This is a genomic window from Saccharicrinis sp. GN24d3 (genome assembly GCF_052400645.1).
GTDB lineage: Bacteria > Bacteroidota > Bacteroidia > Bacteroidales > Marinilabiliaceae > Saccharicrinis.
On the sequence record NZ_JBQTGI010000022.1, the window covers coordinates 42,661 to 67,651 of the forward strand.

Consider the following 24,991-nt stretch of genomic DNA (forward strand, 5'->3'; position numbering starts at 1 on the left):
CCTGGTATAACAATACTATATTTTATTTATATAAACATAAAAGGCGGAAAAGGAATTATCGTCCTCTGTTTTAAAATTAGCTTCTAATTTAGAACGCCCCTTATTTAAGTGCACCTTAAACTTAACTTCTTCCTTTTTCATATCAACTTGTGATACCTCACTTACATTTCCTATGTGAAGACTTGCCTGATTAATATTTAACTTTAATCCTTTAGGACGGGAAAAATACCAGGGTTTATCCATACCCAATTGTGGCACCTCCTCATTGAAAGAATAAGCACTTTCCTTTGGCCAGCGTCTTAAAGCAATCTCGTATTCTCCCTCCTCCTGAACATCAACCATCCAATATCCTTCTGATAAAGCCGGCTTTTTGCCGTTTAATGGGTTTCGTATTAACTCTTGCGACCAGGCTACCGGAGATGCTGTATGTAAATCATGAACCGTAATTACAACTTCATTGCTCTGTCCACCACCAATTTTATAAGCCTCGAAATATGAAAAATCTTCAGACACATAGTCCCACCACTTTTCATAGGCATCTCTCATAGCTTTTACTTTTTCGGGATATTGCGCTGCTATATCCTTTATCTGACCAACATCCTTGTTAATGTTATACAATTCTTTTCCATTAATCAATCGCCATTCCTCATCCATAACAGAACACATTTTCCATTTTACCGGTTGCTGTGTTTTATTTTTATCCACAACAGCATATCGCTGTGGCAAGCTGATCGTTTCATCTTTTAAAACAGCCTCTATATTTCGTCCATCAAAATCCTGCACTCCTTTTTTTCTCAAGTTACATAATCCAACAAACGTAGGCAGAACATCATAGTTCATCACCAGGCTCTCCACGTCTTTACCTCCTTTAATACCTCCTTGGTTCCATCGAATAAAGAAAGGAACACGATGCCCTCCATCATAAGCTGAACCTTTTAAACCTTTCATGCCTGCATTATATCCAAACTCTTGTCCCTTTATATTCCGATAGCCATATTGCGTTCCGTTATCCGTAGTAAAAACCAAAATAGTATTATCCGTCAGCCCCAATTCAACTAACTTTTTTTCCAGCATCCCTACATTGTCATCTATGTTGGTTATCATACCATAATAAGCCTTTTGTTGCGCATTGATTTTGTTTTCATTCTCATACATTCTGTAATACTTTTCCGGCACATTTAATGGCCCATGCGGTGCATTGGTCGAGATATACACAAAGAATGGCTTATCCTTCTTTTCTTCTATATACTTTAAGGCTTCAGCAAAATATACATCCGTACAATAACCTTTGTATTTCTGAGGATTTCCATTGTGCATATAGGTATCATCAAAGTAATCATTATCCCAGAAATCCGGTGTTTGCCCTATTCCCCCGGCTCCATGACAAACAGTTTCTTCAAACCCTCTATTCTCGGGCAGGTAAGGATAAGCATCTCCCAAATGCCATTTACCAAACATTGCAGTGGCATAACCATTGTTTTTAAAAACCTGTGGCATCGCGGTATATTTCTCCCGTAAAATGTTACACCCGGCAATGGTATGCCACACTCCGGCACGATGCCCATGAACACCCGTCATTAATCCTGAACGACTGGGTGCACAAGTAGTTCCGGAATGAAAATTAGTTAGTCGAATACTTTCTGAGTGTAACTTATCCAGATGTGGTGTTTTGATTATCTGATTGCCATGGGCAGCGATATCTCCATAACCTTGATCATCAGTGATGACAATGATTACATTCGGTTTTTGTTTGGCTTTAGCAGGTGTGAATAATAAAAATCCTAAAAACAATAAAATCCAATATGAATGACGCATAGTTGTTAATTAAGGTACAAATTTTAAATGTACATCTATAAATACAATTACCAAGTGGGAACTTATATACAAAACTTATACTCCCCTTTTTTTAAGGATTTTCACCCCCTAATAACATCGTAAACACATCACATTTCATGGATAAAGATAGGCAACAATTAATTTAGCTATCAGTAACAAAAGTAAGCTCAAGTTATTGCAAAAGGTAAAATTGTGTAATAACTAGGTAAAATACATGGATTTTTACTGCGTGACCTACCTTAATTTTATCTTTAATTAAATGGCTTGACGAATTAATACAAAACTACCATGACATCCGGCTTTTAGAAATAAATTTTAAGGATCAATCTAACAGATCGCAACATTAAAATTGAACAACCAGGCGAAGCATTTTTTAGATTTTTTTTGTGGAAAGACTATAGCGGCCTACTTTTTATTGAAAGAAGTAGGCAAAGACTGTGACCCATTTGGTTCAGACAACAAGGTAATTGTTGCCTGAAGTGTAATTACAGGTTGGCCTATTGCCGGCAACTCACTTTTTACTGTTAGTGCTAAATCTCCTCTTACCGATGGTTTTGGTAGTTCTGAAGGATAAGGATTTTTGGGACCCCAATTAAAATTTATCGGATATGATGCGATCATTTTAGAAGGAAAAGCAGATACCCCTTGCTATATCAGTATTGTTGATGATCAGGTAGAAATAAAAGATGCCTCCCATTTATAGGGAAAGGAAACCGGACCGGCACAAGATACTATCCGTGAGGACTGGGCATTAAAAAAGCCAAGGTATTACAAACCGGACCTGGAGGTGAAAATATGGTTTAGATTCCATTGGAACAGGGATGACCATTGGTTTTGCCATGGAAAGTTACGAAAAAGGAATTATTACAAAGGAAGATACTGGAGGTTTGACATTAGAATTTGCTTATGCAGACGCGCTTTTAAAATTATAGAGATGATTGCCAAACGAGAAGGCATTGCTGACATACTAGTAGCAGGAAGTTATCTGGCAGCTGAAAAATTCGGCATGGAAGCCAACAAATATTGTATGACATCCAAAAAAATGGACTTTGCAGCACACGAACCTCGCGGTAAATGGAATGTTGGACTAGCCTATGTGGTCTCACCGAATGGAGCCGACCACATTGTTGTTGAACACGACCATTGCTTTCTGTGTGAGCCCAACACGGATCCTGATGCTTTTGGAGGTGCAGATAACTTTCCTATATTCCCTTATGGCATACGAGAGCCTTTAGAACCAATCCCTTTTGATAGCAATAAACTAAGAGCATTTGTTGTATTGCAGAAGTCGTGGAGTTTAACGGACACTTTGGATATTTGTATTTTTGTAGCAGAACCTGGCCAAAGCATGCTGACTTTAAAAAAACTTCGTGAATACGTTGGCCACATAACCGGGTGGAGTGATATGACATTAGAAGAATTAGTATCTGTTTCTGAAAGAGAAATTGTGATATCCAGGTTATTTAATGCATTTTTTGCTTCAAGTGAAAAAGGAATTTACAGGATAATGGAACTATACAGGTCGTTACATTTGAACAGATTGAGCCCTGGTGGTCAGGACATGCTACGGTCCACCCTTCGCAAAGGGGATTTGTTGTTGGCCTTGTTAGTGTTTCCGTTACACTCACTGCCCAATGTATATAGGTTTACCAAACATCCATTGTCACAAAGTATCGAAGCTGGTAAGAACTCCTCAAGTGCAGAAAAAAGGTCGAAAAAGAAAAAACATTGAACCTGTTTTTCTGCATAACAAGCAAACGGGGAAAGATTCACTTGTTGGCGACATCCAATACTAAACTCGGGATACTAAAAGCGTATGAAGTATACAGCATCAGGTGAAGTATCGAAGTATTCAAAGAATCAAAACAATACCTCGCTTTGGAAAAATCGAAGTCCCAAAACTTGGATGCACAAATAGCAGACATATCGTTAGCTATGATTGAATACCATGTGTTTACTTTGGCCAATAGATTCGGTGCATACGAATCTATGGTTGGTTTATTTAAACATGTATGCGATAATGCCGCTGAACTTACCATATCTCTGAGAACATGGGGATTTATCCTTGAACTAATGCATGTAATCGATGAGATTACCGATGATGATTTTAATGAGCTAATTACCCACGTGATAAAAAACAAGCCCAAGGACAATAAAATCTTCAGGCTAATTGAAATGCAGCTTTCAAGCACTGCCTAATAGACATGGGAAATGTCAGTACATCTATACTTAAACAGCCAAGGACTAAAATACCTTTGCGTATGTCGTTAGATAACCAACACCTACTCATCGACTGTATGAATCATACATGATAAAATAAAATTTGATTTATAGGCGATAACGATTATTGACAATAGTCCTTAACTAAAAGTCAACAAGCACAACATAACTTATGTTTGTGTAAGTCATGCTTTTAGACTAACACATTTTCAAAATCAGAATCGACACAGAAAATGGCTGAAATGCGTGAATGATTTACCAGTTTAACCATATCTTCAACTAACATACCCTCCTCCACGTTAAAGATATTCACATCAGTATTTCTTTCCCTAATTACATTATCCAGTAACTCACCCTGATTTATAGATATTGTAGTATTCTTGGGAAATCTCACCATTGTATGTAGATCTTCTATATCCGTCTTTGAAAACTCCATTTTACGGTTGTTATTCATGATATGAACTTCAATATTTCCTTTCCAGTTCCTACAAATCAACAAAGAAATTAAGGTAGATAGGTCATTATTATTGATATTAAATGATTCCTTCCAGTCTTCAGGAACATTAGTAATCCATAAATTAATACTTTTTTCTATGGCCAAACTGGCGGTTGAAAAGGGGATATAAATAATCAGACCAAAATTATTTTTCTTGGCATCCAATAAAAGATTGTTATAATAATTCAAATTAGAGGTAGAGGTATCAATACTTGCAAAGATTATATTCGGCTTAAAAAAGGCCGCATTTAAGGACTGCATACTCACATTTACAGTGGTATTAAAATCAGTATTATCAATTGTAGTATAAGAGACAGACAGTTCACTTTCCTTAAATTTTTTAACTGCATTTTTAAGGAAATTCTCCAGGTTTTTTTGTTCAATTTCATTTACATTTCGTAAGGCCAAAATTTTTATAGAACCTTTAGGATAAATGATGGAATGAATCAGCTTAAAAGAGCTTCGAAGCTCTTTGGGCATACTAACAGGCATCAATAAATCAGGTCGCCATGATCTAACCTCCCTTTCCTGTCTTAAATTGTTTGTTTTTTTGGTTGCCCACTCTGCCAGTGCCGTAAATAGTCCGCTTCTGGAATCTCCTGCTGCTGATTTTATATTCATTTTCACCAGATAGAGGTAAAAAAACACGATAAAAACTAATGAGAATAAAGCAACAATTACATTCATCACAAACATTATAGCAATGGATCCCAAAGCACCAATTGCCGGAACAAAGAGTGGGATCTTAAGGGTGGGTCTGTAACTTGGCAAACCCAACGATTGCTCAACCAACGCTACAATATTAACCATTGCATAGGTAATCATAAAGAACATGGTAAGAATAGGTGCAATGGTGTTCAAATTTCGCAAGAAGATACCTATTATTACAATTACAGCTGTGATTAACATTGCATTTACAGGCTCTCCCTTACTGGATAATTTAGCTAATCTTTGACTTTGAGGTAAAATTCTTTTTTCACCCAATGCTAATAGAATTCTTGGTGCTCCCACAAAAGAACCTAATGCTGAAGAAAGTGTGGCTCCTAATAATCCGGCTAACACGATTGGGGAATATAATGCCTTATCTATAAATACATTATAATTGCCGGCCAATTCTTCAGGAGTAGCAATCAGGGCTGCCACAAAAATCAAACTAATATAAATTATAGTGGTAATAATAACTGAAGATATGGTTCCAATGGGAATACTTTTTCGCGGATTTGTTAAATCACCAGACATATTTGCTCCTGCCATTACACCCGTTACTGCAGGAAAGAAAACAGCGAAAACAATCCAAAAAGAGGAGCCATTAAAATTATTTTCTATCGAACCTGAATACTTTCCAAACCATTCAATGCTATAATTCAATTCATTGGTTAATAGTGCACCATAAATGGATACCAAAGACAGCAAAATAACACCAAGGATAACATATTGAATTTTAAAGGCAAAACTGGTACTGATAAAAGCAATAAGTAAAACAAGGGAAAATATACCAATATCAAGAATAAACGGATTTACATCCGGAGTAAGCGTTTGCAACCCCTCACGAAATCCAAAAATATACATAGCCACTGCAATAGCCTGAGCAAAATAAAAAGGAATCCCAATTGCTCCACCTATTTCCAAACCCAACGATTGTGAAATAAGACTAAAAGCTCCACCACTGCCTATCCTTACATTGGTAGTAATTGAAGATAAACTAAGAGCTGTTGTAAATGTAATTGCCACAGACAATAAAACGATAGCCAAAGCCCCTATAACTCCTGCATTGCCAACAACCCAAGGTTGTCTGATGTACATGATTACCCCTAAAATTGTAAGTGTTGTGGGTGTAAATACTCCAGCAAAGGTTCCAAAAGTCTTCTTTTTTATATTCTGTAGTTCCATACGCTATTAGTTACATTGATAAAACAAACTTAAATTTATAGTGCAGTTAACTTTTACATCATGGGTAGCTATATAATGAGTAATACATTTATATTTAGACGACTAACGTTGAATACAATTATAATGTAAGTTACATACTTTTTTGTATCCATAAGTAACCGGATGTAAATTTAATATCCCTATAAAAAATAAGGTTTAGGCATCATGGAACCGATTGAAAGGCCATTCCTTCAGGGCATAGATAGAAATATGAAGGTTAAGAAAAGGCTGTAAATATTTATTTTACAGCCTCTAAGACACTTTATATTACAATAATTTCAGTGCGTTAAAAACTAACGTTCAGCAGGCTATGATTAAACCCGGATTATGTATTGGGGGTTCGTCATGAGCATTGCAAGTACAATAAAACAAGGCATTACTGAAACGAGGCATAACTTGTCCCGATTACTTTCGGGAGCATCGTTCTGGTGAGTTGAAGTGATGCAACGAAGTGTCTTGTTTTAAAGTAATTTCAATGGGTAATAGAATTTCTAATGCATATTGCGGGTTAAAGATCAATAGCTTTGAATAGCTCCTGCTTCACCTACGGCAAAAAGCCAAGTTAAAATAACTGTTTACACATTTTAAGATATGACTAACAACATATAGTCTTTGGTTAATGATTATTTGTCCCTTTACCATTACAACAATAAATCAGTTGCCATTCTTAAATATAAGGATATAAAACAGATGTATTGTCTCTGCTATACCCAGTATTTCTCAGTGTTAAATTTAACCTTCTCTCAGTTCAATCGGATCTCCCATGTTGAATAATGAGCGTTTAATTTTTGATGCGCTAATTGTCTGGCTTCTGGCAGATATTTACAGTTAAACTAAAAGAGAGTTACGAAGTAATTTCTATCTATTCAATCGTAATTCTTAATTTGTATTGTCACTATACATCAACAAACACCCTTTTATATGGAGGGGCTATATGAATAAGCAAAGGTAGCATAGGAATTTATAGTCTTTGTTAAAATCAGATTCGCTTTTTTGCCCTTGGCGATACTGCCAACTATATCCTCCACACCCATGGCATAGACTTCATTAATTGTAGCTGCATCGATGGCTTCTTCATAGGTTCATTTTCATTTTAATACAAGCTGTAGCCACCACCAAATTCATATTTCCTGAAGGGGTGGGGCCTGGATTGTAACCCCTGGCCAAGTCATCGGCCAGCACCACAATTACGTTCGGCTGCTTTTGCGCAAATACATTGGCTATGGCCAAAAATAAAGTTAGCAGTAAGTTAGTTTTCTTCATCTTTCTATATATTATTTCTTTAGGAGCTGAGTAATTGTGTGTTGATATTCACAAAAAAACAAACACTGGTCATACATACTTCTTTTTACTTTGCTTTTTTCCGGGCCTCCTTCATTTCATCGTAAGTACCCGTCAGGTATGGCTTTTTATCTGCAGCATTTGCACTTCTATCAAAGAGTATGCAATACTTTTTATAATCATGCTCGTCGATCACTTCCTTTTTTAAAAGTTTAAGATCAGCATCATATCTTTTTCGCATTTTCTTGAGCTGAGCGGCATATTCTGGGTTATTGATGACATTTTTCATCTCTAACCGATCTTTACCAACATTAAAAAGTTCTTCGGTAGGTTTCATTCTTTCATCAGCATACTGCCAGTAAATGTATTTCCATTCTTTAGAAACAATAGCCATCTCCTGAATTTCATCATTGCCCCACATATTTAAAAGGGTGATTGTTTTTCTTTTAATTCCGTTTTTCTTTTTCATTAAAGGAATCAAATTTTCACCATCCATATTATCCGGAATGGCTTCTCCTGCATAACTTAAAATGGTTGGCGCCATATCAATATTACCCGCTACTCGTTCCCTGACAACACCTTTTTGTTCTTTTGGTGCCCGAGGATCATAAATAATTAAAGGTGATTTTGAAGCTTCTTCGTATGGTAATACTTTACCTGCCAGGCTATGAGCCCCACAACTATAACCATTATCCGAGGTAAAAATAATAATGGTATTATCAGCTACTCCTAATTCATCCAATGACTTCCGAATCATACCCAAAGCGTAATCCACTCCATGAATCAGTTGATTGTATCCGCGGATTGCCTTTTGATAACTTTCTTCTGATTCTCTCCAAAAATCATACTCCTTATACTGACGTCCACTTTTAGCCTGAGGTGAAAGGTGCTCGCCATCTTCTACTCCATAATTATCAGGTTTCTGATATGTCTTGCCTTTATAAACTGCATCAAAATATACATCAGGTGTAAATGGAAGGTGAGGTGCTTTAAAACTGATAGACATACAAAATGGTTTACCACTAACTTTAGCATCTTTGATAAAATCATGTGCCCAGGCACCATACGCTCTGCTGCTATGTGGATACTTATCCGCATATTGAGCGATATACTTGTTTTTTTCAGTTTTATAGTTGGTCTGACCTAATCCGCCACCCCATTTGTCAAAAGCGTCTATCGGAAGTACATCCCAGTTTTTATCATCCCAACTTTGACCATCGGAAACTGCGAATCCAAATTTACCAGCAAATCCAGTGAAGTAACCAGCTTCTTTTAAAAGGACAGGATAGGACTTTTGAAACTTTTCAGTTTTTAAAGGACCGTGCATAAAATTACAACCCGTTTTATACTCGTACATCCCTGTCATAATAATGGCGCGGCTGGCCATACATATGGAAGTGGTATTGTAATAATTGGCAAAACGAACACCTTCTTTTGCCAATTGGTCCATATTGGGAGTTACGACCTGGTCGTTTCCATAACATCCGGTAGCGATTGCTGTTTGGTCATCGGTTAACAGAAAGATAATATTTGGTCTGTCTTGACCTGTGAGTTTAACACAGAACAATATTAAAAGACCAATTAAACCTTTTTTAAGTGAGTAATTCATCATTCTATTTTTTTAATTTGAAAATTAACATTAACTAACTGATTTATAAATAAATAATATTACACAAATACTTTTACACCCGTTAATTAAAGCTATTTAAGCTGTTTTTTTTACGCCCGACTCGCCCAAAGCAAATTCCCTTAAGCGTTTTAATTCCATTTCAAACTAGTTATTCCCTTTTTCTTGAGAAAAGGGGAAAACCTGCATCTATATCCGTAGGGAAAGGGTTTCAGTATGTTTCTGTATCTTTAAAAGTCCCCATCCCTCCGCTTACCGAGGAGTACTTCCCCCGGCCCAAAGCCAGGGGAAGAGCCATTATATATTGTAAATTATTAATGATGATAACCTAACCTTTATATTTAGTTGTTAACCAGAGATATAAGCTAATGTCATTTATCACATAACTTATAAAAAAAGAATAACCTATAACCTCTGCTACGGCAAAAAATTATTCAATAAATTTACCAAGAATCCGGGTCTCCTTTCTTGTCTAAATTAATACCCGGAACCTAAATTAGCATTTGTACATGGCAACCTTTCTGACCATCCGGTTTCTTTTTACCATTTACTGAACCAGCCAGCGGAAGATAAACGGCAATTAGTAAGAAATGATTTTTTCATTTCATTTTAGTCGAATTTGAGTTTTACCTGCCTGTTACCCGTCTGTAGGAACGGACAGGGCAGAATATAGCCGTCAGGCTAAGGAATACTGTCATAATTAAAGCCAACAATATTACAGCTAATTTCTCAAACAACACACAGTCAAATATTTACTAAAAAATAACGAGATGTTGTTAATTGCAACCAAGCTTATTTTACATTATCTCATAAACTTACTATAAAATGAAGTGAAGAAGAATTTATAATTGGGGTATAACGGTAACAAGTTATACTAAAAAACGGTTCTGATTGATAATAAACCAGAACCGTATCAACTGGGAAATCTACTTTTTAATGAATTTATGATATGTTGTTAAGTCTTCTGTTTCGATTCGCAATAAGTAACAGCCATCTACTAATGAAGAGAGATCAATTCTAGTATCATTGGTTGTCAACATAGGATCTCCAGCCGAAGTAACAAGGGAATAATTGGCTTCTTCATTAATGCCTTTAACAAATAAAACTGATTCTGCCGGATTAGGATATATTACCAAACCATCCCGCCTTGGATATTTTACAGCCGTATCGATCTTTTTGACGGTTACTTGTACTGCAATCTCATCGCTACCCAAGCCGTTACCTACGTTTAATGTAAAAGTCATTACGGAATCGTTCTGAACATTAGGTGCTGTAAAGGTGACTTTGTATTTATTGATTTCAGCATCGGTCACCTCGGAAGGAACTGTCCAATCATACTCCAGTTGTGAACCGATTGAACCATGGGCATATAATGTAATTTCTTCACCCATGTTTACGGTAGCATCAGCACAAACAGCTTTCACCTCATCTGTTTTAATAATTCCCTTGTACCAGCCCGATCCCCATGCGGCGCTGTAAATAATATTTTCATTATAAGGGTCAAATTCAATGTCCACCATTTTATCGGGTTGGCCAAGGCCTTTGTTAATTCTTACCCATGTTTCACCATCATCTTGCGAGAGGTAAAAACCCGGATTTTTAAAAGTGCCTCCTACCTGACCGGCTGCATTTACCAATATAATATCCGAATTTACAGGAGAGGTTTCCACATGCCAAACATAAGGTGCCTCAAAGAAAAGTTCCCAGGTTTCTCCCTCGTCTTTACTTCTATAAACTCCTCCTGCACCAAAATCTCCAGTCCTGGCTCCGCATGAGATATACATATATTTTGTGTTTGGATCGATGTAGATGTTGTTTACGGATCTGATTGGAGAAGGAATAGTCATTTTACTCCAGTTTACAGCTTTGTCGGTTGATTTATACAAACCATAAGGGTCGTTGTTGCTCCATTGGTTTAAGGCAGCAAAAAGAGTCTCAGGGTTATCCGGGTGTAAAATAATCCTATTTACACTGCCTCCCGCAGGTATCCAATCGTTACTTGCTGTCCATGTGTTACCGCCATCTGTTGATCTATAAACGCCATATTCACCCATAGTAAGATCTTCGCCGGGACCTGAGTTTGTACCACAGGATATTGGTTTATATATGGCCGTGAAGTACATATTTTCAGGATTTACCGGATCAATTTTCAGACAATACTGACTGGCTGTGGCTTCCCACGAACCATTATCAGTATCAAATATCTGAACTACATTGTGCCATGTTTTGCCCCCATCCGTACTTTTTCTTAACCATCCTCTGTGTTCCTGGCGCCAGGCCAATATAAAAATAGTATTCGGGTCGTTAGGGTGTACTGCAACTGTGGAAACTGAGTGTGCTCCGTGGTTTCCGTTGATATCATGAACTTGTCCTTCTATTTGAGTAACAGCCACCGCATCTTTATCTGCATAATCTTCAATGTCGGCAGTTTGCCAAAGGCCGTGCTCGCCACTGCAAAGCAACATACGATCAGGAATACCGGTTTTTGACAGAATAAATCGTCCCGGTAGGTTACTGTCGCCCCGACCAATCCACGCACCACTTCCGGGTGAAGTTTCAATATCGTCTATTTGCTGCCAGCTATCTCCGCCATCAATTGAACGCTGTGTTTGCTGATTGATGCCAATAAACACATCACCATTAACATTAATGGCAAGGTGTCTGCAAGCCGATGATGATTCGAGCGATTCATCCAGTGAAGCTTGTAAGTGTGCAAAATCCACATTAGGTGTAGTTGTCATTCCTTTACCGGACCAATATCCCGCATCAGAACCGGCATGCCAATAGGTGCCATGTTTAGTTACTATTTTCCAGCTTTGTCCTCCGTCAGCGCTTTTCCAAATATCACCGGGGCCAAATGATTTATCATGCCTTTGGTTGGCAAAAAGGTAAATTTCGTTTTTGTTTTTAGGGTTTACCACCAAACGGCGAAAAACCTGTAAGGTGTTTGTTGGGAAATCTTTGGCAGCTATAATACTTTTATCTACACCTAACCAGTAAGCAATAAGCTTGTTGTAATTGTCTCTAAACGTACCGTTTGTAATTTGGTTGAAGTCCAGGCCTAAGTCTCCGGTAATGTTTGTCCAGTTTTCACCGCCATCGGTACTTTTAAATACACCTCCTTTTGTGGCTATGGTATTGCCACTTTGGGTATACACAGATTGTTCAACTGTGTAAAGAATATATTCTCCGGTTGAAGGGTCGTAATATTCATCTAAATCTTTTGGGAGATTATTGGGTAAACCTGTGTTGCTGGGATTCCAGGTGGTTCCGCCATCGGTACTTAAAAACATTCCCTGTCCGGTTGCAATCAATATCCTGTTCGAATTTTCAGGGTGAACCCTGATTCTTCCCACATCTAACATATCATCAACCCCGGTAGCTATTTTTTTGAATGTGGACCCTCCATCTGTGGTTTTAAGAATATAACCATAAGCAGAGATAGGCCGGTGTGTTCCCTGTGGATTAGCTGCTGACCTCCAATTTCCTTTCACATCCCAAAACCCTCCAGCACCAATATACCAGGTATTGTCATCGTTCGGGTCAATAACAACCCTGGAGTGTGCATTGTACCATGGGCTTTCAGCGGCGTGCGGAATGTAATAAATCTGTTTCCAGTTTCTTCCCATATCATTGGTAATAAACACCTTCCCTCGTCTTTCGATGGCTACCCCAAAATCAGGATTTGATTTTGAAAAGGTAAGGTCGTTAACCCGTTCCAGGTCCAAACCGTCACCATCAGAGTCTTTTAAGGTTTGCCATGTTTCCCCATTGTCCCAGCTACCATAGGCAACGTGCATATCAGGTCCCATAAACATCACCTCAGCTTCTGTTGGGTGGCACCAAAATTCTTCATTATAACCAGACATACCCGGGCCAAACTGTTTCCACTCCACTAAATCGCTTGATTCAACTCTTTCTTTTTGCAGTTTCTCCCAAAAGGTTAGTTCAGGTTCAGGGAAAGTATTTTTGAGCACCGCATAACCATTTGCAGTGTTCATTTCCCACACCAGGTCGAAATCAAAAGTGGGGTAATTGCTTTGCACCAACAAGGCAGCTGCATCCAGAGATGTCGCATCTGTTTCTGTGCCTCCTGAAGTAGAAGAATATACCGAATTAGTAGGTGATATGCCACCTTTCTCTGGATGAACAGATACGGTAGCATAATCGGTATTGGTTGAGCCATAAAAAGCAATGCGATTTATTTTATGCTCCCCCCTTGTGCAACCGACTACACCAGCGCTTCTCCAACTCGCAGAAACAGTAGAGGTACTGTAACAGTCTTCTACTGTGTTAGTGCCGCCTTCCCATAAAACACCGATTAATCCGCCGGTCCAACCACCGTTACAATTTATATTACCTCCTAAACTGTAACATTTTGAAACGATACCCCCATCTAATTGTCCTACAAGCGCACCTACTTTAGAACTATTCGTCCATGCTGTTACTGTAATGGAGGGATTGATAAGCCCTAGTTTCTCCAGTGTACCATTGAATGCGCCAAAAAGTCCTGTTCCATTTCTAACCACATCATATCCATCAGGTTCGCTGAAAACGGGAACGGGCGTTACGGTTAGGTTTGAGATGGTTTTAGCATTACCATTAAAATTACCTGTAAAGATAGAAGCCATTGAACCAATTGGGGTAAAACTTTTACCATTCATATCGATATTTTCGGTAAGGATAAAGCTTTTACCACTCCAATGCGCAGGTGTATTGGCTAATGTTACCAGCTGATCCGCCGTTGCAATTTGATATGGGTCATCCGATGTCCCGCTTCCTCCATCATAATTTTGGGCTTTTAGTCCCAACGATAGTGCTAATAACACTCCAATAAATAGTAAAGATATTTTCATTACAATCTCCTTTTAAGTCAACTTTCTATTTTAATTCTTTACAAAGTTGTAAGTTTCTTAACTAATGTTAAAGGAATAATTTGTTCTAAAAGGAGGTATATATGAGTTTTAAACCAAATTTTACCCCATATTTGGTTGGTGTTTAGTTGCAGTCGAGTTGGATTGTTTAGTATAAAGCAAACTATTTATCAACAAAAAGATAACTCTTCGATAATTTTAAGATTATATTTTATCTGTTCAAATAAATATTAAAAGAGAAAGATGATTGGAATAAAGAAGGGGACCATTTACTTCCCCAACATCATCTTAATAATCTCCTTATCTGTTTCTTTCATGCCTACACTACCTAGTCGGCCAATATTTTTAATGGTGTTTTCTACGCCCTTTTGAATAATACCGTCGCCACCATAAAATTGCTGACCGTTTTTATACATATGGTAACCCAATATCCCTGCTTCCACGGCTGAGGCAATTTTTCCTGCACAAGAAGGCTTGGCGCCATCACATACAATCCCCGAAACAATGGCCAGAGCGTTAACTATGGTATGCGCCACCTCTTTAAATCCGCCACCGCAAATCCATGTTATTCCTGCCCCCGCTCCTACTCCTGCCGAAACAGCACCGCAATAAGCCGACAAACGACCAATGCCTGTTTTCTGGTGGATAGTTACCAGATTGGATACTACCAAAGCACGGTATAAAGTTTCCTGTTCAACTTTAAGTTCCTTAGCATACTCAATAACGGGCACCGAAGTAGCCAATCCCTGATTGCCACTTCCGGAAACAATGACCACAGGCAGTTCACAGCCACTCATCCTGGCATCGGATCCGGCCGCCGCCAATGCTTTGGCACGTACTTTAATATCATCACTTCCCCAAGTGTCAAGCAATACAGAACCCACATTAGCTCCCCATTTACCTATAATACCTTCGTTTGCTATGGCCATATTATACTCTATCTGGCGCTGCAAAACATCTTTTACTTCCGCTATATCAACAGATTCGGCAAAATCTATAATGTCCTCTACGTTCATGATAGAGCGGTCTGTTTTATGTGACGGACTTACATCGTCACAAGGGAGTGTGTTATGAACCGTTTCATCGTTTTTAGTGATACGAACAATATTGGTATGATAATGTGAAATTTGAACGGCAGCGCATGAATCTTCGGAGAACGCTTTAACAACTATATCGAAAATTAGCCCGCTTTTAGATGCTTTTACCGTTACTTCTTTAGAATCCAGAAATTCTTTAATGGCCTTTCTTTGGTTATCGCTAACCTTAGAAATTACCTCCAATGCCTTATTGGCATCACCTGCAATTATTCCGGCAATGGCAGCAGCTTCAATACCTTTTAAATTACCGGTATTGGGAACAACAACGCTCTTTACGTTTTTTATAATGTTATCACTTGCCTCTATCTCCACGCGTTGTGGTGTTTCTCCTAATATTTTTTTAGCTGCTGCTGCCGCATATGCGATAGCAATAGGTTCGGTACAGCCCATGGCAGGCATTAATTCTTCGCGCAAAATGTTAAGGTAAGCCGAATATCGTAAGTCTGTTCTTTCCATGCTAAATCATAAATTCATTATTATATCTATACTTGAAACCTATTTCACGGTCTCACTTATTAAGACATTCAAATACCGGAAAAGGGTGAATAAAAGGATGAAAATAACAGATGACTTTTGACAGGCTTTTAAATCTTAATAGATCGTTAATCCCTTTTCCCGAATATCCTGGCAAAAAATGGCAGAATATTGGATAAGGCACGCAAACAACTTACCCAAACTAAAAACTTTTTTTGGTTTTGGCTTGTCCTGGTTGAGCTAAGTCATTCTAACTTTCTTCATTTGTCACGTCGCTATAGCCGCGGGCTAATTAGATTTCTATTAGAATTTCATACAATAAATCGGAATTATTTTTTACTTTTAATCCATTTCTTTCAAATGGAATTAATTTTTAAAAAAAGCTTGGTATAAAAGAGTGCATGCCAACATTGGTGCATTATAAATGCAAATGAACTAATATTAATTTAAAAAGAAGATTATGATTTTAGGAGTATCACAATGGCTGAGCGACAAGTTAGGTTGGAACGTAACCACCATACGAATTGCTTTTGTTGTTTTAGTTTTAGCCTTTGGTACAGGTTTAGGTCTATACCTTATCTTATGGTTAGTTAAATTATTATCGAAATAGGTAACAGTTAAGACTAAAAATATAACATTTCATGCCCATTTAGGGCAATCATATCTAAAGCCAAAAATGAAGACCCTCCAACATAAATGCCTGAGCTAATAGTATTTGATGCAAGAAATCGTATTACTTACTGTCTTGTCAGTTTTGAATAGCCAATAATCAATTCATCAGTTTTTGTCTTTCCCAATAATTTACAAGTAAAGTTTTTATCAGTTATTCCATTTCCCTTTCCATCAAACTCAATAATTAGATCATTACCTTTTTTTCTGGTTTTGTTAACTTGGCAACCTCTTCCATAGTCCACCTGTTCGCATGCTCCCAAACGAAGACTTTCAATTTCTATATCTTTTTGGGCATTAAAACCTTTCTCTGAAAGGATTAGAATTTTAATCTTTTTCGTATCACCATTAACCTTATTCTTATTCAGCATTTTAATCCGCTTATGCACCACTAATGGCATAATGATGTTTTTAGAACTATGCTTGTCTCTGGCCAAATCATCTTGTTTGGGTACATCGATAACAGCTAAAGATAAATGTGTTGCCCTGCCATACTCATCTGTTAATAAATGCGGGCGTTCGAGTTTATACCAATGGGTTTGCGTTCCGTCTGTGTATGAAGTATTGTTAGGGGTATAGGCTGTACCAGGGCTAAATTTCCAGTTAATGCCATCAGGGGAGCGAAGATAAATTGCCCGGTATTCGATAAAAGCATTAATCATCATATGATATTGAACTTCATCTTTCCATAGCACGGGATCTTCAAAGTTGGAGTTTCTATACTTTTCAGGTATAATCGAGTTGCCCTGCAATGGTTTTGTCAATACTTTATACGGTCCTAAAGGATCTTTTCCTTCACTCATCATCATAGCTCCTCCTTTGGTGACAAACAAAAAACGACCGTCGTGCAAATGAACCCCGGATAGGTTTCTTTCAAAGCGATAAAAACGTTCCGGTTTCTCTAGTTCCGTATTTTTATCAACTGTCATCACGCCTAACCTCTTCCATAAACCAGCCATCGATTTAGAAGTAAATAAAGTGGGCTCCCAGTTAATCAAAGAATACATCATGTAGGTGCCGTCGTTTAATAGGACAATATCAGGATTATGACCTAATCCATCAGCATGATCATATGCAATATCTTTTTTTACTTTATACGGCCCCGTTGGTTCATCTGCTACAGCATATGCTACGGTGGAGCGAGGCCATTCCCAATGCCCTTTTGTAGCATTGGCAGGCCAGCGTGTAACATTCATATGGTATTTACCATCCTTATCTTTTACCGGACGTCCTCCCCAATAACTCCATTCTGGTTCTTCTATACCGTTATGTATATCCCGAGGTAACACGCCATCGGCACCCCAAGAATTTGAAGTCAGCTCTGTATGAATTGGCATAGGAAGAATCAAATCGCTAAATGATGCCCCTTTAACCATTTTAACTTTTGCTTGTAAAACCTTTGAAGGTTCACTCATATTTCCGCTGTGATCATGGGCATAAACCACATAGGTATTCCGAATATCTTTGGTAGGTGTAAAATCCAGATAGTTATTTTTAACTATATTATGTGCGATTTCCTGTAGATTGTTTCCGTCAGCATTGCCCCTATATACCGAGTAATTCGCCACATCTTTATCTTTACTTTTAGTCCATGATATTTTTATTTCAGAGTCAAATGTTTCAGCTTTCAAATTTGTGGGGGCAGCAGGAGCTACATGATCTTTTTTCGCAATAAGAACCTTGTTGGATGCGCCAGATTCCCTTGAGCTGAAACGGGTTACCACATAGGTATAATTTACCCCGTTGATTAATGTTGTATCCAGAAAGGATTTACCCGATGTTTCACCAAGCTTTTTGTAAACTTCTTTATCGCTAAATTGACGATATACATAGAAGGTAGCATTCTCATCTGCCCAGTCATCCTTCCAGCTTAACTTAATTCCTTCGGGAACAACTCCGGCTGATAGTTCCGGCCCGATAAAACCCTTATCCACCACACTTACATTTACATAGTGCAAGAATACTTTAATCTCATCTTCCGAATAAAACGTTGCCCGAACAAAAGGAAAACCCGCTTTAGCGTCGTCATCGTTTAATGTATATGTTCCGCTAAAATGTTCTACTATTTTATCGGAACCCTTCAATTTCACTTTGTTTGCAACAATTCGCTCGTGCTCCCCAAATACAAGGGCTAATGAAATACTTCCACTGCTGATATATTCCAAATCAGCACCAAAGCTCCAGTTCATAATATCACCTCCCCTGGTTTTTTGATAATCCGGGTTGGTATTTAACAACCTCGATTCAGCAACACCCAAATCATTGCTACTATACATGGTTCCATAATGAATCCCCATTTTGTACTCGCCAAGTCCTTCAATATTATACGTTTTCCAGAATGGCGATTGTTTGGATTGACGCCAATAGCCTCGTACCAACTCAAAGTCGCCATCGTTAACATTGCTGTGAGGGGCGTTATCACCTAAAAGCACAATTTGGCCTTCTATTGATGAAGCAGTAAATAAAACAGCAAATAGAGTGAAATAAAGTTGCTTTAAATTGGGACTGCTGAAATGTAAATGTAGCCACATGATAACTTGATTTATAATTTTTTTGATCCAGCCAAACATACTTAATCATTATCAAAAGATAAATAAATAATGCTTATTTTAGGTTATTTAGCGGTTAAATGATAGGTTAAATTTCTTTATCCCTTCAGCCTCGGGTCAGAAAATGGTTTCAATGCCAGTAATGGTTCCTCTGGCCGATGTATTGGAAATTACACGACAAACAGCTGTTTTGGCATTTAATACAGGCTACGAATTTTCAAACATGATGATACCTGCGAAAAGGGGTACTTATAGCGATCGTTGGTATAGTTCAGGTATCGTTTGAAAATAGGTTCAACCCGCAATATGCATTAGAACTTCGTCGTGAACATTGAAAGTGCAATAAAACCAGGCTTTACTGAAACGAGGCATAACTTGTCCCGATTACTTTAGGGAGCATCGTTATGGTGAGTTGAAGTGAAGCAGCGGAGTGTCTTGTTTTGAAACAATTTCAATGTGTAATAGATTTTCTAATGCATATTGCGGGTTCAAATATATTTTCCCACTTTTTATCAGCATGGCGGTCATAGCTGGCGTTATTATGATGCTAGCGGTGACAATAAACTATTGATGCAATACCTCACACGGCAATATTGAGGTATCCTGTGCAACGGGGGTACCAACAAATCGGTGCAAGGTTATTGAAGACCAAAATGTGTTTGCATCAATTCGGGAAAAGGATTTTTCAAATAGTCCCGTACCTTCATATAAATCTGCGAAGTAGTCTCGTTTTGCGGCATGGTGTTATAAATCATTTCCAGGTATCCTTTTTCCTGCAGAATCTGCAGAGAAGGCTTAAAATTGAAGTCAAACACCCACGATAGCTGCATGACCTTAATGTCTACCTGATTTCTAAGGTTCTCCCGGGCAATCTGTTCTTTTGCCAAAATTTGATCCAAAACCCGATCAGAAACATTTTCTCCTTCAGGCATTTCCCAGGTAAGCGTATGGTTTCGCTCATTTTCGCAAGTTGTGTAATAATCTGTTATTACTTTAAGAATATCCAACTTATCGGCATCGCGGATAAGCTGGGCGAAAAAAAGGTTTTCTCCAGAAAGATCTTCGGGTAGCTTTAGTTTGTTATGGTGACGAATTGCAACCAACAGTTTTTCAGCCTCTTCAAATCCTTCAAGAAATTTATCTTCTTGTAAAACCTCAACTGAATATTTTGCATGGTCGACAGAAACAGCATCGTTAAAGGTATTGAATTCAACCAATTGTTTGAACCGACCAATGTCGTGAAACAAACCTATGGTAACAGCGAGGTTCCTCGAATTGGGATCAAGTTTTAACTTGTCTGCCAATTGCCCGCAAATTTCGGAAACCCGATAAGAGTGTTCATGTTTAATTTTAAAATTTCGTTTCTGATCTTCACTAAGTATGTTAAAAGAAGAATAGTAAATGTCGAAATTTAGCCGTGCATGCTTAATCCAGTTTTCCATAAGAACCAATATTATTAGCGCAAATGTAGAAAATAAATTCACCTCGAAAACTTAAATTTTGTTATCTAATCCTGTAGTTTTATTTCACGCCAAAATCATAAATCACCACTTCTTCGTATTTCTCTCCAGGCCTGATTAAAGTTGGGGGAAAATTAGGACAATTAGGTGTATTCGGATAATGTTGAGTTTCCAGGCAAAATGCCATATGTTTACCATATTGAGTTCCTTTTCCAATAAGTTGGTCACTTATTGCGTTTCCTGAATAAAACTGAACTCCAGGTTGGGTGGTACTAACTTCCAAAGTTCTGCCTGAAGCCGGTTCATATACATCTATTACCTTTTTAAATTCGCCAATTGGTTTATTAAAGCAATAATTGAAATGATAACCTCCATGGTTCAACTTATGGATATTCTCACCAATAGGGGTTGGAGAAGTTAAGTCCCAGTCCGTACCTTTTACCGTTGAGATACTGCCGGTCGGCACAATATCTGCATCAATCTCAGTATAATTATCTGCATCTAATGTAATGATATGTTTATAGATGGGTTCTTTGCATCCGGTCAAATTAAAATAACTATGCTGGGTCATGTTAATATGGGTAGCTTTATCCGTCACGGCTTCAAATTTAACATGGATAGCATCATCATCAGTCAAGTTATAGGTCACATACGCATCAACGTTACCAGGAAATCCTTTGGTGCCATCAGGTGAGAAATAGTGCATTTTTATTCCTTTACCCAGTTCGTTTTCTATTATTTCACTTTCCCAAACTGTTTTATCAAATTCATTAGCCCCATGTGAGCAATGTATGTTGTTATTTGCATCCAGATGATAGGTGACAGAATCAATCGTAAACTCTGCATTTCTAATCCTGTTAGCTACGCGACCTATTACTGCACCAAAACAAGGATGCGGTTCGGTATATTGTTGTAAGTTATCGAAACCCAATACCACATCGTCCATATTACCATTTTTATCTGGAACAACAACTGAAGTGATAATTCCTCCAAGGTTGGTTATTTTAACCACCATTCCTTTGGAATTAGTTAAGGTGTAAAGCGTAATTTTTTCGGAATCAATATTGCCCCAATGTTGTTCGGTGATAGCAGTTTTTTGCGCTTTACAGGATAATACTGTAATGGACAATGCTAATAAAATAAGATGTTGGTTTTTCATTGTTTGATAATGGTAAGATAAATAGAGAACTAATATCAATATAATTTTTGAGTTTTATGCAGAATTATGTGAATGAAACCGACATAGCCGAAGCAAATAATTGAGTACACAATCTTGCTAAATCGGGAGGAGAAGGACAGACAACAGCTCTGATTATATATATGCTTTGCCATTTTTACAAACAAATAAATTTTAATTTCTAGTAATACCTTTTCCAGAGTTTAAACTTTGGAAAAGAATTCATTTATTAAGTCATCGCTAAAAATAAATTGCTAATTCCTTTCTATTTTAACGACATAAGCAAAGTCGCAGGGCTTTTCCTTAGGCATTGTTACTTTAAGGCCATCTATGGTTTGCTCCCACTTTAGATCTTCTTTAGATCCCAATATGCATACAGACTTAATATCACCAGGAAACAGTTTCCCCATAGAACCAAGTGTACGAATAATCAATTCTTCGCCTGGCCAATCCAATACAATTGCATACAAGTTTTTGCCATTTTGTGTAAAGCGGATGTCTTTGGCAGTATACTTCGGGATTAGGTTACCTTTATCTTTTCCTTGCCCATGGTGTCCCGGATTAGTAACCTCTGTTGGACCTTCACCAAAGAAAACCCAAGGTATGGTGCTATAAATAGCCTCACCATTAATTTTTAACCAAGAACCCATTGCATACAGCTCTTTCGTAATTTCAGGAGCAAAAGTTCCATCAGCCTTCGGAGGAACGTTTAACAACATACGGCCGTTTTTACTGGTCATATCCACCAGCATGTCTACCAAAGTTCCCGCATCTTTAGGTTTGTTTACCGGGTTATAAAACCAGGTAGATTTCCATTCGAAGTGGCGTTGCATGTTGACATCAGCCATCCAAGGGTCATATTGAAGGCCGATCAGATTTCCGTCCTCAATATCCCGCATACCTATTCCAACAGGAACATCATGTGATTTATAGATAAATTCTACCTCTTTATTCCATTCCAGTCCCTTATTAAAATAATGGGCAATCAGTTTTTGCTGATATCTTTCCGGCGTACCGCCAATATTATAAGTTTCGTTAGGCAATAACCTGCCTCTATCCGCATAACCTTTAAGTTCGGCACCTACGGTTCCTCCAAATCCGGTATCGAACCAGATCATATCCGGTTGGTATTTATCAACAGCTTCGGTGATTCGGTCATACCAGGCATCAAAAATTACTTCGCCCACTCTGCCATCATTCATGGTCGCGTATTTTGAATTATCTTGACGTGGATCCAAATATGTACTATCCTTTAACGATAAAGTTCCCCACATCCTACTCCAAAAATCACCTGTATGAAAGGAAGATACAATGGGCATATTTCTTTTACGAAGCTCTTTGGCCAATTCTCCATAAATATCAATTTTAGGCCCATGGTTAACCGAATTCCAATCTGTTAAATCACTATCCCAATTCAATAATCCGCTTCCATGCCAGGCAACGGGTCCTCCAAATTGAGCACCAGCTTCCTGAAACAGGTCAACCCATTCTTTAGCATTAAATTTTTCTCCTTTCCATTTTTCAATGGCTTCCAGTTTTGTTATTTCATCTTTCTCATAAAGCCTCTGAACTGTTTGCGGTCCCCAATGACAATAAATACCGAATTTCATTCCATCCAACCATTCAGGAGTAGTATGTTTTCGTAAAGATGACCAGCTGGCTTCATACTGTTCGTGTTTTGTTTCAGAGTGCGATTTTTCTTTGGTTGCTGAATTGCAACTAAACAAAACTACAACTAAAATTATTGGAAATATATTTTTCATTTTTTATAGCTTGTTTCTTTCAATTTTAAGTACATAGGCAAAATCACATGGTTTTTCTTTCGGAAACTGAACCCTTAAACTTTTGGCATTTTGAGTCCATTTCAATTTTGTATTACTCCCTATTAAGCTGATGCTTTTAATTTCGTTTGGATATAATTTTCCGTTGTAACCCAACGCCTTGAAATCAAGCTTCTCTTCAGGCCAGTCCAATACAATGGCAAATATGTTTCCATCTTTTTGCGTATAGCGAATATCTTTTGAAGTATATTGAGGAATCTCTGTTCCTTTGTTTTTTCCTTGTCCGTGATGCCCGGGGTTTTTAATATAGGCGGGGCCTTCTCCGTATATGGTCCAAGGTGTAGTGCCGTATATTGCTTCACCGTTTAATTGAAGCCAGTCACCAATTTTGTATAACTCCTGCTTTACATTTTCGGCAAACGAACCATCGGCCATGGGAGGAACATTCAAAAGGATTCTACCATTTTTTGAAGTGATATCTGCCAGCATATCTACAATGATATTGGCATCTTTAATCACATTTTTAGGATTATAAAACCAAACCGTTGGCCAAGTTATGTGCTGCTGCAAGTTAATGTCGGCCATCCAAGGATCAAACTGCAAGCCATCCAGGTTACCGTTTTCAATATCGCGCATAGCCACACCTGGAGGTATATCGAAACTTTTGTAGATTAGCTCTACTTCTTTACCCCAGTCCATAGCTGCATTAAAATAACTGCTGATGTATTCCTTTTGAATATCTTCGCGAATGCCATCAATGGCAAACTCATGTTTCGACTTTACATCTGTTATTTTACCGCCTACCAATTGCTTTCGTAATTCAGGACCAACAGTTCCCCCAAAACCTACATCAACCCAAACCATATCGGGTTGATATAGTTCATAACCTTCTTTCATACGATCTAGCCAGCCTTGTAAGTATTCATTCGTATACCTCCCTTCAGGACCATGCACTTTCGGTGTATTTCCATTTCGGGCATAATCACCTTCTGGGCTTAAATAACTATTGTCTGCTTTGCTCATTGGCCCCCACAATGTTGAACTATGGAACGACGCCATCAGTTTCATGTCAGTTTTGCCGATTTCTTTGGCCAACTCTCCATAGATGTCAATTTTTGGCCCTTTTTGGGCAGAGTTCCAGTCTGTAATCTGGCTGTTCCAGTTTAAGCAGCCGTTTACGTGCCAGGCTACCGGACCGGCAAATTGGGCGCCAGCCTTTTGAAATAGATCTACCCATTCGGTCGCGTTGAATTTTTCACCTTTCCAATGCGCGATAGCTTCAGAATCGGGCATATTGTTTTTGCCTAACTCCAATTTTACCGATTGCACTCCCCAATGACAGTAAATACCAAACTTGGCATCCAGCAACCATTGTGGTGTTTCATGTTTTTGTAAAGAAGACCAATTAGTCTTGTATTTTTCTTGTGCCTGTGTTTTTTCTTCTTTAGGCTTGGATGTGCATCCAAATAGTATTACAAAAACAAGCGGTAATAATAGATTCTTTTTCATGATTATTTTAAT

16 protein-coding genes and 1 pseudogene are annotated in these 24,991 nt (G+C 38.0%); 5 read left to right on the top strand and 12 right to left on the bottom strand.

Annotation, left to right across the window (positions count from 1 at the left end; all coding sequences use genetic code 11):
- Positions 1 to 15: 15 nt before the first annotated feature.
- A complete protein-coding gene (locus ACT29I_RS20975) occupies positions 16 to 1,815 on the bottom strand; it encodes an arylsulfatase (RefSeq protein WP_444794332.1) in 1,800 nt (599 codons plus the stop codon).
- A gap of 601 nt (positions 1,816 to 2,416) precedes the next feature.
- Between ACT29I_RS20975 and ACT29I_RS20980 the strand changes: the two genes are divergently transcribed.
- From ACT29I_RS20980 to ACT29I_RS20990, 3 genes and pseudogenes are all read left to right on the top strand, one after another.
- Positions 2,417 to 2,539: an aldehyde ferredoxin oxidoreductase N-terminal domain-containing protein gene (locus tag ACT29I_RS20980; RefSeq protein WP_444794333.1), complete on the top strand. Its 123-nt coding sequence runs from the start codon at positions 2,417 to 2,419 to the stop codon at positions 2,537 to 2,539.
- A gap of 136 nt (positions 2,540 to 2,675) precedes the next feature.
- Positions 2,676 to 3,568 (top strand): annotated as a pseudogene (locus tag ACT29I_RS20985) (aldehyde ferredoxin oxidoreductase C-terminal domain-containing protein).
- Between the two features lie 146 nt (positions 3,569 to 3,714).
- Positions 3,715 to 4,035 carry a hypothetical protein gene (locus ACT29I_RS20990; protein ID WP_444794334.1) on the top strand — a complete coding sequence of 107 codons (321 nt, stop codon included), beginning with the start codon at positions 3,715 to 3,717 and terminating at the stop codon, positions 4,033 to 4,035.
- 214 nt (positions 4,036 to 4,249) lie between these two features.
- On the opposite strand, the gene ACT29I_RS20995 is transcribed toward ACT29I_RS20990, so the two are convergent.
- From ACT29I_RS20995 to ACT29I_RS21020, 6 genes are all read right to left on the bottom strand, one after another.
- Positions 4,250 to 6,442 carry an amino acid permease gene (locus ACT29I_RS20995; protein WP_444794335.1) on the bottom strand — a complete coding sequence of 731 codons (2,193 nt, stop codon included), beginning with the start codon at positions 6,440 to 6,442 and terminating at the stop codon, positions 4,250 to 4,252.
- Between the two features lie 956 nt (positions 6,443 to 7,398).
- Positions 7,399 to 7,515: a hypothetical protein gene (locus ACT29I_RS21000; protein WP_430934635.1), complete on the bottom strand. Its 117-nt coding sequence runs from the start codon at positions 7,513 to 7,515 to the stop codon at positions 7,399 to 7,401.
- A gap of 40 nt (positions 7,516 to 7,555) precedes the next feature.
- Entirely contained in the window at positions 7,556 to 7,744 is a 189-nt protein-coding gene (locus ACT29I_RS21005; RefSeq protein WP_430934634.1) for a hypothetical protein, read from the bottom strand.
- A gap of 85 nt (positions 7,745 to 7,829) precedes the next feature.
- The gene (locus tag ACT29I_RS21010) at positions 7,830 to 9,374 is read right to left on the bottom strand and encodes a sulfatase family protein (protein ID WP_444794336.1); all 1,545 of its coding nucleotides are present in this window, start codon (positions 9,372 to 9,374) and stop codon (positions 7,830 to 7,832) included.
- Positions 9,375 to 10,315: 941 nt separating this feature from the next.
- Positions 10,316 to 14,245, bottom strand: a complete 3,930-nt coding sequence (locus ACT29I_RS21015) for a T9SS type A sorting domain-containing protein (RefSeq protein WP_444794337.1) — start codon at positions 14,243 to 14,245, stop codon at positions 10,316 to 10,318.
- Between the two features lie 287 nt (positions 14,246 to 14,532).
- Positions 14,533 to 15,816, bottom strand: a complete 1,284-nt coding sequence (locus ACT29I_RS21020) for an L-cysteine desulfidase family protein (protein WP_444794338.1) — start codon at positions 15,814 to 15,816, stop codon at positions 14,533 to 14,535.
- Between the two features lie 478 nt (positions 15,817 to 16,294).
- Between ACT29I_RS21020 and ACT29I_RS21025 the strand changes: the two genes are divergently transcribed.
- Positions 16,295 to 16,444, top strand: coding sequence for a PspC domain-containing protein (locus tag ACT29I_RS21025; RefSeq protein ID WP_430934630.1), 150 nt, complete (start codon positions 16,295 to 16,297; stop codon positions 16,442 to 16,444).
- 127 nt (positions 16,445 to 16,571) lie between these two features.
- Here ACT29I_RS21025 and ACT29I_RS21030 read toward each other — a convergent pair whose 3' ends face one another.
- Entirely contained in the window at positions 16,572 to 19,034 is a 2,463-nt protein-coding gene (locus ACT29I_RS21030) for a hypothetical protein (RefSeq protein ID WP_430934629.1), read from the bottom strand.
- 118 nt (positions 19,035 to 19,152) lie between these two features.
- Between ACT29I_RS21030 and ACT29I_RS21035 the strand changes: the two genes are divergently transcribed.
- Positions 19,153 to 19,338 carry a hypothetical protein gene (locus ACT29I_RS21035; protein WP_444794349.1) on the top strand — a complete coding sequence of 62 codons (186 nt, stop codon included), beginning with the start codon at positions 19,153 to 19,155 and terminating at the stop codon, positions 19,336 to 19,338.
- 352 nt (positions 19,339 to 19,690) lie between these two features.
- On the opposite strand, the gene ACT29I_RS21040 is transcribed toward ACT29I_RS21035, so the two are convergent.
- The 4 genes from ACT29I_RS21040 to ACT29I_RS21055 form a co-directional block, all read right to left on the bottom strand.
- On the bottom strand, positions 19,691 to 20,494 hold the full coding sequence (locus ACT29I_RS21040) for an HD domain-containing protein (RefSeq protein ID WP_430934628.1): 804 nt from the start codon (positions 20,492 to 20,494) through the stop codon (positions 19,691 to 19,693).
- 79 nt (positions 20,495 to 20,573) lie between these two features.
- Positions 20,574 to 21,671 carry an aldose epimerase family protein gene (locus tag ACT29I_RS21045; RefSeq protein ID WP_444794339.1) on the bottom strand — a complete coding sequence of 366 codons (1,098 nt, stop codon included), beginning with the start codon at positions 21,669 to 21,671 and terminating at the stop codon, positions 20,574 to 20,576.
- Positions 21,672 to 21,943: 272 nt separating this feature from the next.
- Positions 21,944 to 23,452 (bottom strand): alpha-L-fucosidase, encoded by a 1,509-nt coding sequence (locus tag ACT29I_RS21050; protein WP_444794340.1) that lies wholly within the window; start codon positions 23,450 to 23,452, stop codon positions 21,944 to 21,946.
- 3 nt (positions 23,453 to 23,455) lie between these two features.
- Positions 23,456 to 24,979 carry an alpha-L-fucosidase gene (locus ACT29I_RS21055; RefSeq protein ID WP_444794341.1) on the bottom strand — a complete coding sequence of 508 codons (1,524 nt, stop codon included), beginning with the start codon at positions 24,977 to 24,979 and terminating at the stop codon, positions 23,456 to 23,458.
- Positions 24,980 to 24,991 lie beyond the last annotated feature (12 nt).

Bases quoted from the DNA above. Each gene is read 5' to 3' on its own strand.
- ACT29I_RS21005 (WP_430934634.1), bottom strand. From the start codon at position 7,744: ATGAAGAAAACTAACTTACTGCTAACTTTATTTTTGGCCATAGCCAAT.
- ACT29I_RS21010 (WP_444794336.1), bottom strand. From the start codon at position 9,374: ATGATGAATTACTCACTTAAAAAAGGTTTAATTGGTCTTTTAATATTG.
- ACT29I_RS21055 (WP_444794341.1), bottom strand. From the start codon at position 24,979: ATGAAAAAGAATCTATTATTACCGCTTGTTTTTGTAATACTATTTGGA.
- ACT29I_RS21030 (WP_430934629.1), bottom strand. From the start codon at position 19,034: ATGTGGCTACATTTACATTTCAGCAGTCCCAATTTAAAGCAACTTTAT.
- ACT29I_RS20975 (WP_444794332.1), bottom strand. From the start codon at position 1,815: ATGCGTCATTCATATTGGATTTTATTGTTTTTAGGATTTTTATTATTC.
- ACT29I_RS21020 (WP_444794338.1), bottom strand. From the start codon at position 15,816: ATGGAAAGAACAGACTTACGATATTCGGCTTACCTTAACATTTTGCGC.
- ACT29I_RS21015 (WP_444794337.1), bottom strand. From the start codon at position 14,245: ATGAAAATATCTTTACTATTTATTGGAGTGTTATTAGCACTATCGTTG.
- ACT29I_RS21025 (WP_430934630.1), top strand. From the start codon at position 16,295: ATGATTTTAGGAGTATCACAATGGCTGAGCGACAAGTTAGGTTGGAAC.
- ACT29I_RS21000 (WP_430934635.1), bottom strand. From the start codon at position 7,515: ATGGGTGTGGAGGATATAGTTGGCAGTATCGCCAAGGGCAAAAAAGCG.
- ACT29I_RS20995 (WP_444794335.1), bottom strand. From the start codon at position 6,442: ATGGAACTACAGAATATAAAAAAGAAGACTTTTGGAACCTTTGCTGGA.
- ACT29I_RS21050 (WP_444794340.1), bottom strand. From the start codon at position 23,452: ATGAAAAATATATTTCCAATAATTTTAGTTGTAGTTTTGTTTAGTTGC.
- ACT29I_RS21040 (WP_430934628.1), bottom strand. From the start codon at position 20,494: ATGGAAAACTGGATTAAGCATGCACGGCTAAATTTCGACATTTACTAT.
- ACT29I_RS21045 (WP_444794339.1), bottom strand. From the start codon at position 21,671: ATGAAAAACCAACATCTTATTTTATTAGCATTGTCCATTACAGTATTA.